Origin of the sequence: Brevibacterium picturae, assembly GCF_030453725.1 — a bacterium.
Lineage (GTDB): Bacteria > Actinomycetota > Actinomycetes > Actinomycetales > Brevibacteriaceae > Brevibacterium > Brevibacterium sandarakinum_A.
On record NZ_JAKDJU010000108.1, the window covers coordinates 1 to 10,166 of the forward strand.

Consider the following 10,166-nt stretch of genomic DNA (forward strand, 5'->3'; position numbering starts at 1 on the left):
CGGAACAGGGACCTGGCCATGTGGGCGGCCGGCGTATCGGCGTCGGCGAACACCTCGTTCAACCGCAGGTCGTCACCATCGGTCAGGTCTCTGATCGGCATTGTCTGCGCTCCTTGAACGGTGTGAGAACTTGATAATCTTGGCGTCATGACTGACTTAAGCGATCCTACCGCCGCCGCCCGCGCCGCGGCCACGACCATCAACTCCAAAGCCGGTATCGAGTCCCATGACATTGCTCTCGTTCTCGGTTCGGGATGGGGCGGCGCGGCGGAGCTCCTCGGCGAGACGATCAGCGAGATCTCCGCGGCAGAGGTTCCCGGATTCCATGCTCCCGCCGTCGAAGGCCACGGAGCCACCCTGCGCACGATCCGGATCAAAGCCAGCGGCAAGCACGCCCTCGTCCTCGGCTCCCGCACCCACTACTACGAAGGCAAGGGCGTGCGTGCGGTGGCTCATGGGGTCCGCACCGCCGCTGCCGCCGGGTGTGGGAACCTCGTGCTCACCAACGGCTGCGGAGGACTCAACCGCAACTGGGCTGCCGGCACGCCGGTTCTCATCTCCGACCACCTCAACCTCACCGGCACCTCCCCCATCGAGGGCGCGAACTTCGTCGACCTCACCGACCTGTACTCCCCGCGCATGCGCTCCATCGCGAAGGAGATCGATCCCACCCTTGATGAGGGTGTCTACGCCCAGTTCCGCGGGCCGCACTATGAAACCCCCGCCGAGGTGCGCATGGCCGGGATCCTCGGCGCCGACCTCGTCGGAATGTCGACCTCGCTCGAGGCCATCGCCGCACGTCAGGCCGGTATGGAGCTGATGGGTATCTCGTTGGTGACGAACCTCGCCGCCGGCATCCAGGAGACCCCGCTCTCCCACGCCGAGGTCATCGAGGCCGGCGCCGCCGCAGCTCCGCGGATCTCGCAGCTGCTCGCCGACATCGTCTCGAAGCTCTGAACGCGCCAGCATTTCCAGCACTTCCCTCCCCAACGGGAGTTCACCCGTTCCAACAGCACTGGACAAGGACAGATATGACCGAAGTAGCCGATCGCTTCACCGCCGGGTTCGACGCCGAAATCGTCGAGGCGTGGATCGCCGATGACCCCGATCCGCAGACCGCGACCACGCTGAGCAGCATCCTGGCCGCGGCGAAGACCGGTGATGAGGCTGCCCTCGCAGACCTCGAGGATCGTTTCGCCGGTCCCCTGGAGTTTGGCACCGCGGGTCTGCGCGGAGAGATCGCGGCCGGACCCAACCGGATGAACCGTGCCGTCGTCATCCGCGCCGCAGCCGGACTCTCCCGTTTCCTTCTGAACACGGTGGGTGAGGGTTTCACGGTCGTCATCGGCTGCGATGCCCGCTACAAGTCCTCAGACTTCGCAGCCGACACCGCCGCTGTCGTCACGGCGGCCGGCGGTACGGCCATCCAGCTGCCCGATCAGCTGCCGACCCCGTTGTTGGCGTTCGCACTGTCTCATTTGAAGGCCGATGCCGGAGTCATGGTCACCGCCAGCCACAACCCGCCTGCGGACAACGGCTATAAGGTCTACCTCGGTCAGCGTCCGCTGCTCGCGATCGAATCCGACCCTGGTGCTGCCGAGGCTGGTGCCGGTGCTCAGATCGTCAGCCCAGCCGATGCCCTCATCGCCGAGCAGATCGCGGCCGTGTCATCTGTGGCCTCGGTGCCTCGTGCCGAATCCGCCTGGGAGCATCTCGATGAGTCGATCGTCGAAACCTACCTGGCTCGCATCGATGCCCTGGATGTGCGCTCGAACGCCGATCTGACCATCGTGCACACCTCCCTGCACGGGGTCGGAGCTTCCGTCGCCGAGGCGGCACTGGCCCGCACGGGTTTCTCCAACGTGCATCCGGTGCCGTCCCAGCAGACACCGGAGCCGGATTTCCCGACAGTGGCGTTCCCGAACCCAGAAGAGGCCGGTGCCCTCGATGAGTCGTACGCCTTAGCCAAGGAGGTCAACGCCGACCTGATCATCGCCAATGACCCGGACGCTGACAGGTTCTCCGCAGCCATCCCGGATGTCTCCCTGGCAGCCGGTTACCGGCAGCTGTCCGGCGACGAGGTGGGTCTCCTCCTCGGTGAGGACATCGCGACCCGCATGGCACAGGGCGCCCATCATTCGAAGCGGCAGGTGGCCGCGGACGCCGTTGGAGTCGAAGGATCGGCGGGAGGCGCGGGACCAGCAGGGGCTGGCGAGGCGTCTGACTCAGCGTCGCCGGTGTTCGCGAACTCGATCGTCTCTTCCCGGGGCCTGGCTGCCGCTGCCGAAAGCCACGGTTTCACTGCGAAGAACACACTCACGGGTTTCAAGTGGATCTCCCGTGTTCCCGACCTGGTCTTCGGCTACGAAGAGGCTTTGGGGTACTGCGTCGACCCCACAGCTGTCCGGGACAAGGACGGAATCTCCGCTGCCGTGACCTTCGCAGCTTTGGCCTCACGACTCAAGGAGTCGGGTTCAAGCATCGAGACCGAGCTCGACCGGATTCGCAATCGCGACGGATACTTTGCCACCGCGCCGCTGAGCTTCCGCTTCGACGATGTCTCCCTCATCGCCGCAGCCATGGCGAAGTTGCGGGAGAACCCACCAACGACTCTGGCAGGCTCCCCGGTCGCCGAAGTCCATGACCTTTCACTGGGTTACGACGGCTTGCCTCCCACCGATGGCATCCTGCTGCTTTCCGAGGCGAACTCTCGAGTGATCGTGCGCCCTTCGGGTACGGAGCCAAAACTCAAGTGCTACCTCGAGGTCGTCGCCGACCCCTCCGAGCTGGAGGCCTCGGCCGAAGCCGACACCCGAGCCGCGGCCAGTGCGGGTGTGCGGGTGTCAGCCGACTCGGCGAGCTCCTCCCTTAAACCGGCCTTGACCGAGCGCCTGGCCTCCATCAACACCGAACTCAAGACCTTCTTCGGTCTCTGAGGCGACAGACGCCGTATTAGCCCATCCGGTCTCCCCCGGCCACAGCTTCGTTCAGTGCATGATGAAGTTGCGGGCCGGGGATCCGACGGGGGCCGCCGACGCTGCTGAGTCAGCAGGGCAGATGGAGCCAACCGGGTGCTTGTGCTGTGAACTCGCCGCGCCCGAGGCGGTGGCCGGCTCCGGCGGGAACCGCACCGAGGATGGGGGCAATAGCCGACAGCGCGCAGCGATTGTCACGGTCGACCGGCGGCGCAGGCTCGGGCCACGAGCCCAAAATGATGCCGGTGACCGATATGTGCCGATTCCCCAGGGCTTCGGCCGTCAGAGCAGTGTGGTTCAGTGTGCCCAGGCGCGAGCGGGAGACGATGACGGCACCGACGGAGTCTGGATTGGGCGAAAGGCAGGCGACGATGTCGGCAGCAGTGTGGCCTCCGAAGTCGACGAGCACTCCCCCTGCGCCTTCGATGAGGACATGGTCAGCACCGGTGCGTTCGGCAGCCGTGTGGATGAGCTCTGCATGCTCGGTTGCGCCGGGCAGGGTCGAGGCCGCTCGGGCAGTCGGCGACACGGATCCAGTCGACTCCTTGCGCGCCGCCGGAAGCGGAGCCATCGGCAGACGCAGCGTGATATTCGTGAACGTATGGATTCCGGTCAGCCGAGCGACGATCTGGGCGTCGGATTCGGTGACGACATCGCTGTAGTCGGCTTCAAGCTGCTCGCGCTGTGGATCGTCGGGGCTGATGTGCCCCGTCTGGACCGGTTTGCACATGATGACCCGCCGCCCGGCGGCTGTCAGCGCCACGGCCAGCGCCGCGGTCGCAATCGTCTTGCCGACGCCGGTGTCCGTTCCCGTGACGAGCAGGAACCGCGGAATCACCCTGCCTCCGCAACGCAGGCATCGGTGATCGCCCGGATCCGCTCACAGGCATGGGCCAGCTCATCGGGGCTCAGACCAGCACGCGCGGTCGGCCGCACCCGCGTGATGCCATCAGGAACCGAGGGCGGGCGGAAGCAGCCGACTAGGATCCCCTCCTGACGCAGCAGAGCCCGTGCTCGCACCCCGGATTCGGGGGTCGGCATCGGCACCGAGAGCACAGCGCCGGCAGGAATCGGCACCTCAAGCGCTGTTGCGAGCGCGTTCCGCGCGCCTGCCATGGATGCCACCCTGTCGGAAGTGATGAGGCCAAGCGCCGCATGGGCGGCTGCCGCGTTGGCCGGGGCGAGCCCGGTGTCGAAGATGAAGGAGCGAGCAGTGTTGACGGCGGCATCGCGGATGAGCTCGGAGCCCAGCAGCGCTCCTCCTTGGGAGCCGAGCGCCTTAGACAGGGTCGCGGTGACGACGAGCCGCTCGCGGTGTTCGCTCAGGCCCGCGGCTGCACCCATTCCGCAGTGTTCGTCGATACCGGCCACACCGATCCCGTGGGCCTCGTCGGCAAGGAGGATAGCATCGTAGCGCTCACAGAGTTGTAGCAGTCGCGGCAGATCGGCTGCGTCGCCGAGGACGGAGTAGACCGATTCGACGATCACGAGCGCCTCGGCCTGCGCCCGGTCGGCCAAGGCCGTTTCGACGGCGCTCGGATCATTGTGGGCAACGACGGTGATCGAGGCCTTCGTCAGACGACAGGCGTCAATGAGTGAGGCGTGATTGTGGGCGTCGGAGACGATGAGGGTATCTGGCCCAGCCAAGGTCGTGACGGCGGCGATATTGGCCAGATAACCGCTGGAGAACGTCACGCACGCCGGGTGCCGCAGCCGTTCGGTAAGCGCGGCTTCGAGCAGGTGATGGGCGCGGGTGGTTCCGGTGACGAGGCGCGAGGCCCTAGCTGAGGTGCCATAGTCTTCGATCGCTTCGATCGCCGCCGCACGCACAACCGGATGCTGCGAGAGACCGAGGTAGTCGTTGGAGGCGAGGTCGAGTCCGTTGAGCACCGGATCATTGCGGTCCATATCGGCGGCCCTGCGGCGTTCGGCTGCCACGGTCATGCGGGAGGCGATGGCGTTCACTGCAGATCTCCTTCGGAGTGGGCCGCGGCGGCAGCGACCATTGCTGCCGTGATCGTCGCCATCGTCTCCGGTGTCGAAATGTAGGGCGGCATGGTGTAGATGTGTCGCCGGAAGGGCCGCAGCCACACGCCGTGCTCGGCGGCGATGCGCGTGGTGAGTCCGACATCGACCGGACGTTCGAGTTCGATGACGCCGATGCCACCGGTGACACGCACCTCGGCGACGTGCGCCATCTCTCGAGCCGGCGCGAGACCGGCTGTGAGTGCGGGAGAGATGCGGGCAATGGCCGGCTCCCAGCCGCTCGTGTCATCGGCGAAGAGCAGCCCGACCGAGGCTGTGGCTGCTGCGCAGGCCAGCGGATTGGCCATGAAGGTCGGTCCGTGCATGAGCGCCCGGTGGGAGGAAGCGGTGATGACCTCGGCTATCGGCCCACTGCACATCAGTGCCGCCAACGTCAGATAACCGCCGGTCAGAGCCTTGCCCAGGCACATGACATCCGGGGTAATGCCGGCCGAGCGGCAGGCGAAGTCAGCACCGGTGCGGCCGAAGCCGGTGGCGATCTCATCGGCGATGAACACGGCGTCGATCTCGGTGGCCAGCCGCCGCAGCGCCCGCAGGGCCGCCGGGTGATAGGGCCGCATACCGCCAGCGCCCTGGAAGAGAGGCTCGACGATGATGCCGGCGAGTTCGGACCCATGCATGTCGACGAGGTTCTCCGCCCGGACCACCCAGGCATCGACCTCGACGGTGGAAGCCTCCGGCAGCGGAGGACGCGGTAGGAAGAGCTGTGGGGACAGCAGTCCGGCGAAGTCGGCGTGCATTCCCCCGACCGGGTCGCACACGCTCATCGCACCGGTCGTGTCACCGTGATAGGCGCCTTCGAGGGCGAGGAAGCGACTGCGGTCGCGTCCGCGAGCCTGTTGGTACTGGGTGGCGAGCTTGAGCGCGACCTCGACCGAGACCGAGCCTGAGTCGGCCAGGTAGACATGGTCGAGGCCGGCCGGTGTGACCGCGACGAGGTGCTCGGCCAGGTCGACGGCCGGGCCGTGGGTCAGACCGCCGAACATGACATGCGAGAACGAGCGGATCTGGTGAGTCAGTGCCGCGTCCATGACCGGGTGTCGGTAGCCGTGGACAACCGCCCACCACGAGCTCATCCCGTCCAGGAGCCGATGTGGCGAGCCAGAAGTATCACACAGTTCCACATAGGCACCGGCTGCACCGGTGACCGAAAAGTGCGCCCCAGCATCGAGGGGACCATAGGGGTGCCAGAGAAGACCGGCATCCCTGTCCAGCGTGCTCTGGGGACTCGAACGTGCCGGCTCAGGCATTGGGAGAGATCTCTGTGCCGGCACCGCGGCGGCGGATCGTCGGAATCGTCACGCCCGAGTTGCCTGCCTCGTGACCGACAGCGGGCAGCGGTTTGCCACACGGCAGTGCGCCACCTGCGACTGGTGTTGGTGCAGTCTCGCTCGATGCGCCAGTGCTGGCAGCGGACGCACCGTCGCCGTTCGCGGGGCCGGGTGCTTCGCCGTCGAAGGCAGCCTGATGGGCTGCCCTGTGGGCCTTGAGCTCGTCGCGCAGCTGCTGGGCACTCTCCGCGCCGACGATCTCGAACCCGCCATCGACGATCATGTCGAGATCCTCTTCGGCGGCCTGCCCCTCCGAAGTGAGGTAGTCGCCGAGGAACAGCGAATTGGCCACATTCAGCGACAGCGACTGCAGCGAACGCAGGTGCATTTCACGGCCGCCGGCAATGCGCAGTTCGCGATCCGGGCACAGGAAGCGCACAGCGCACAGAATCCTCACGCAGTGCTGCGGGGTCAGAGTGTTGGTGCCCTCCAATGGGGTGCCGTCGAAGGGGATGAGGAAGTTGACCGGGATCGAGTCGGAGTCGACGGCTCTGAGCGATTCGATCGCCTCGATGATCTGGTCGTTCGTCTCGCCCACGCCGACGAGGAGTCCCGAGCACGGGGAGAGTCCGGCGCCGCGAGCCTTGTCGACGGTGTCGACCCGGTCGGCAAAGGTGTGTGTCGAGCAGATGTCGGCGTAGAGGGACTCAGCGGTGTTGAGGTTGTGGTTGTAAGCATCGACCCCGGCCTCCTTGAGGCGATGTGCTTGACCCTCCTTGAGGAATCCGAGGCAGGCGCAGACCTCGACGCCGGGAGTGGCAGACTTGATCTCCTCGACCATTCCCGAGACGCGATCAACATCCCGATTCGACGGACCGCGGCCGGAGGCGACGAGACAGACGCGCGAGGCACCTCCGGCCAGACCGAAATCCGCCTGGCGCTTAGCCTCCTCCTTGGGCAGCCAGGAATACTTGAGGATCTCCGCTTCGGAGCCTAGGCGCTGCGAACAGTAGCTGCAGTCCTCCGGGCACAGCCCGGACTTGAGGTTGACGAGGTAGTTGATCTTGATGCGCTTACCGAAGTGCTCGCGCCGCAGTCGGGCTGCGGCTGCGACGAGATCGAGCAGATCCTCATTCGGGGACGACAGGATCGCGCGGGCATCGGAGGCGGTGGCTGAGGTACCGGAGAGCACACGCTCGGCCAGTGAGAAGTAGTTAACCATAACCCAATTATTGAACACTGTTCAGGAGTGGGCAAAATCATCCTCCCCAGACGCGGCCGCATCCGAGCCGCATCCGCCGCCGTCAGAGGTCCTCCGCCTTCGGGATGATCAATGGCCGGAACGTCGGCTCACAATGACACTTGGGGGCTCCGACGGACTCGTCGTACTCTTTCAGCCCCTGGCTGCGCGGCAGCGCTCGACCCGGCACCTAGGTGGGCAAAGTGCCACTCGGCTCACCTTCCGGTGGGGAGAGTCTTCATCCGCCTGATGGCCCGGCAGCTCGGAGTGGGCGACCTCCCGAGACGTGTTGAGAGTCACGACCGCCTCGGCGAGTGCGGCGCTCCAGCCCGCACTCAAGGAGCGGCTGATAACCATCAGCACCTAGCTCAAGGACTTCTTCGGGTCTGAGGTTCGGTGCCGGGCAGCCGCGGCCCGGAAACATACAGTCGAAGTCAGACAGAGCCGGCTGCAACCAACTCAGTCTGACTTCGACTGCAGAAGCGCGTGGGGAGGAATCTTAACTGCTCCCCAGGAGGAGTCTCCTTAGAAACGCTCAGTCGCTGAGTCCTCCAAGGATCCCCGCGGACCCGGACAGTCCGAGACGCGAGGCTCCCGCCTCAATCATTTCCTCTGCGGCTTCGACGCTGCGGATTCCACCGGAAGCCTTGACGCCGAGGCGGTTGCCCACGGTTTCGCGCATGAGGGCCACAGCGTGTGCGCTGGCGCCGCCTGCCGGGTGGAAACCGGTCGAGGTCTTGACGAAGCCTGCCCCGGCGGCCTCGGCGCGGCGGCAGGCCTGAACGATCTGGTCGTCGCTGAGCGCTGCAGATTCGACGATGACCTTGACCAGGGCGCTGCCGCTGGCGTCGACGACGCCGCGGATATCAGCCTCGACAGCGTCGAAGTCACTGGCGATGGCCTGTCCGATGTTGATGACCATGTCGACTTCATCTGCACCGTCGGAAACGGCTTGGGCAGCCTCGGCGGCCTTGATCTCTGGCTTGACCTGACCGCTGGGGAATCCGACGACGGTGGCGACGACCAGCTCGCCGGGATCGGTGACGGGAAGCAACGACGGGGAGACGCAGATCGCGAGCACGCCGAGGTCCTTCGCTTCCGACACGAGTGCCTCAACATCGGCAGGGGTGGCTTCGGGCTTGAGCAGTGTGTGATCGATGATCGCTGCGACTTCGGTTCTGCTGGTCATGGTTGTCCTCCAGTGTGATTCGTGGTGCGGTGGTTCGTGGTGTGCGAAGACGTACCGTGATGTGCCGAACGTGATCGGCGGTTCAGGTGATCTTCTCAAGCACGATCGACTCGGAGACCGAGCTGAGATCGCCTCCGATCTCGACGGCATCTGCAAGAGATTCGATCGCCCGGGCGAAGCGCTCCGGGGTGGCTGTGTGCAGGGTCATGAGCGGTTGGCCAGCGGTCACGGCCTCGCCGGGCTTGGCATGGAGCTCGATGCCGGCGACGTCCTGGACCGGATCTTCCTTCCGTGCCCGTCCGGCACCCAGACGCCAGGAGGCGACTCCCACGGACAGTGCATCGAGCCTGCTGAGCACTCCGGACTCGGGTGCGGTGACGACCTCAGTGTGCTCGGCGACGGGCAGCGCGGCCTCGGGATCACCGTTCTGGGCCCGGATCATCCGCTTCCAGACGTCCATCGCCCGACCGTCGGACAGCGCCGCGCGCACATCGACGTCGGTCTTACCGGCCAGACGCAACATCTCCTCGGCCAAAGCCACGGTCAGATCCACGACGTCTGAGGGGCCGCCGCCGGCCAGGACCTCCACGGACTCACGGACCTCGAGGGCATTGCCGACCGTAAGCCCCAGCGGGGTGGACATGTCCGTGAGCAGCGCCGAGGTCTTGACCCCAGCCGCTTTGCCCAGATCGACCATGGTCCGTGCCAGCTTCTGGGCCTTGGACAGGTCCTTCATGAAGGCCCCGGACCCGACCTTGACGTCGAGGACGAGCCCCTGGGTGCCCTCCGCGATCTTCTTCGACATGATCGACGAGGCGATGAGCGGAATGCAGTCGACCGTCGAGGTCGTATCGCGCAGTGCGTAGAGCTTCTTATCCGCCGGTGCCAGGCCGGACCCCGCGGCGCAGATGACCGCGCCGAGGTCCTCGAGCTGGTCGAGGATCGCCTTATTGCTCAGGCCCGCCTGCCACCCGGGAATGGACTCGAGCTTGTCCAGGGTCCCGCCGGTGTGGCCCAGGCCGCGACCCGAAAGCTGCGGGACGGCGACGTCGAAGACCGCGACGAGCGGGGCCAGGGGCAGGGTGATCTTGTCCCCGACTCCCCCGGTCGAATGCTTGTCCGAGGTCGGCCGGGACAGGGACGAGAAGTCCATCCGCTCGCCCGAGGCGATCATCGCCTGCGTCCAGTCCGCGATCTCGCCCGGTTCCATGTCGTTGATGAAGATCGCCATGGCCAGGGCCGCCATCTGCTCATCGGCGACGACACCACGGGTGTAGGCATCGATCACCCAGTCGATCTGCTCTTTGCGCAGGGTGCGGCCATCGCGTTTGGCTGCGATGACGTCGACGGCATCGAATGCCTCTACAGTCACGATCTCAGTCCTTCGTTCTCGGGGTGGTGCCGTTCGCAGGATGCGGTAGTTCCCGGGGTGTGCCGTTCTCGTG

The 10,166-nt window shown here is 66.0% G+C and carries 8 protein-coding genes; 2 read left to right on the top strand and 6 right to left on the bottom strand.

Translation table 11 applies throughout. The features are described from left to right. Positions 1–147 precede the first annotated feature (147 nt). Positions 148–957 carry a purine-nucleoside phosphorylase gene (locus L0G76_RS10975; protein WP_304357274.1) on the top strand — a complete coding sequence of 270 codons (810 nt, stop codon included), beginning with the start codon at positions 148–150 and terminating at the stop codon, positions 955–957. A gap of 74 nt (positions 958–1,031) precedes the next feature. Further along, on the top strand, positions 1,032–2,936 hold the full coding sequence (locus tag L0G76_RS10980) for a phospho-sugar mutase (RefSeq protein ID WP_092106852.1): 1,905 nt from the start codon (positions 1,032–1,034) through the stop codon (positions 2,934–2,936). Positions 2,937–3,045: 109 nt separating this feature from the next. On the opposite strand, the gene bioD is transcribed toward L0G76_RS10980, so the two are convergent. From bioD to L0G76_RS11010, 6 genes are all read right to left on the bottom strand, one after another. Beyond that, positions 3,046–3,813, bottom strand: coding sequence for a dethiobiotin synthase (gene bioD, locus L0G76_RS10985; RefSeq protein WP_304357275.1), 768 nt, complete (start codon positions 3,811–3,813; stop codon positions 3,046–3,048). Beyond that, the gene (locus L0G76_RS10990; RefSeq protein ID WP_304357276.1) at positions 3,810–4,940 is read right to left on the bottom strand and encodes an aminotransferase class I/II-fold pyridoxal phosphate-dependent enzyme; all 1,131 of its coding nucleotides are present in this window, start codon (positions 4,938–4,940) and stop codon (positions 3,810–3,812) included. The genes bioD and L0G76_RS10990 overlap by 4 nt, the downstream gene beginning before the upstream one ends. Beyond that, complete coding sequence (gene bioA, locus L0G76_RS10995; protein ID WP_304357277.1) at positions 4,937–6,271, bottom strand: adenosylmethionine--8-amino-7-oxononanoate transaminase; 1,335 nt, start codon at positions 6,269–6,271, stop codon at positions 4,937–4,939. The genes L0G76_RS10990 and bioA overlap by 4 nt, the downstream gene beginning before the upstream one ends. Beyond that, positions 6,264–7,514, bottom strand: a complete 1,251-nt coding sequence (gene bioB, locus L0G76_RS11000; RefSeq protein WP_092106846.1) for a biotin synthase BioB — start codon at positions 7,512–7,514, stop codon at positions 6,264–6,266. Before bioB ends, bioA begins: the two co-directional genes overlap by 8 nt. A gap of 553 nt (positions 7,515–8,067) precedes the next feature. Next, a complete protein-coding gene (gene deoC / locus L0G76_RS11005; protein ID WP_092106844.1) occupies positions 8,068–8,721 on the bottom strand; it encodes a deoxyribose-phosphate aldolase in 654 nt (217 codons plus the stop codon). Positions 8,722–8,803: 82 nt separating this feature from the next. Further along, positions 8,804–10,093 (bottom strand): thymidine phosphorylase, encoded by a 1,290-nt coding sequence (locus L0G76_RS11010; protein ID WP_092106842.1) that lies wholly within the window; start codon positions 10,091–10,093, stop codon positions 8,804–8,806. Positions 10,094–10,166 lie beyond the last annotated feature (73 nt).

Excerpts from the sequence above, each read along its gene's own strand:
- L0G76_RS10975 (WP_304357274.1), top strand. The coding sequence starts at position 148 with ATGACTGACTTAAGCGATCCTACCGCCGCCGCCCGCGCCGCGGCCACG.
- L0G76_RS10980 (WP_092106852.1), top strand. The coding sequence starts at position 1,032 with ATGACCGAAGTAGCCGATCGCTTCACCGCCGGGTTCGACGCCGAAATC.
- bioA (WP_304357277.1), bottom strand. The coding sequence starts at position 6,271 with ATGCCTGAGCCGGCACGTTCGAGTCCCCAGAGCACGCTGGACAGGGAT.
- bioB (WP_092106846.1), bottom strand. The coding sequence starts at position 7,514 with ATGGTTAACTACTTCTCACTGGCCGAGCGTGTGCTCTCCGGTACCTCA.
- deoC (WP_092106844.1), bottom strand. The coding sequence starts at position 8,721 with ATGACCAGCAGAACCGAAGTCGCAGCGATCATCGATCACACACTGCTC.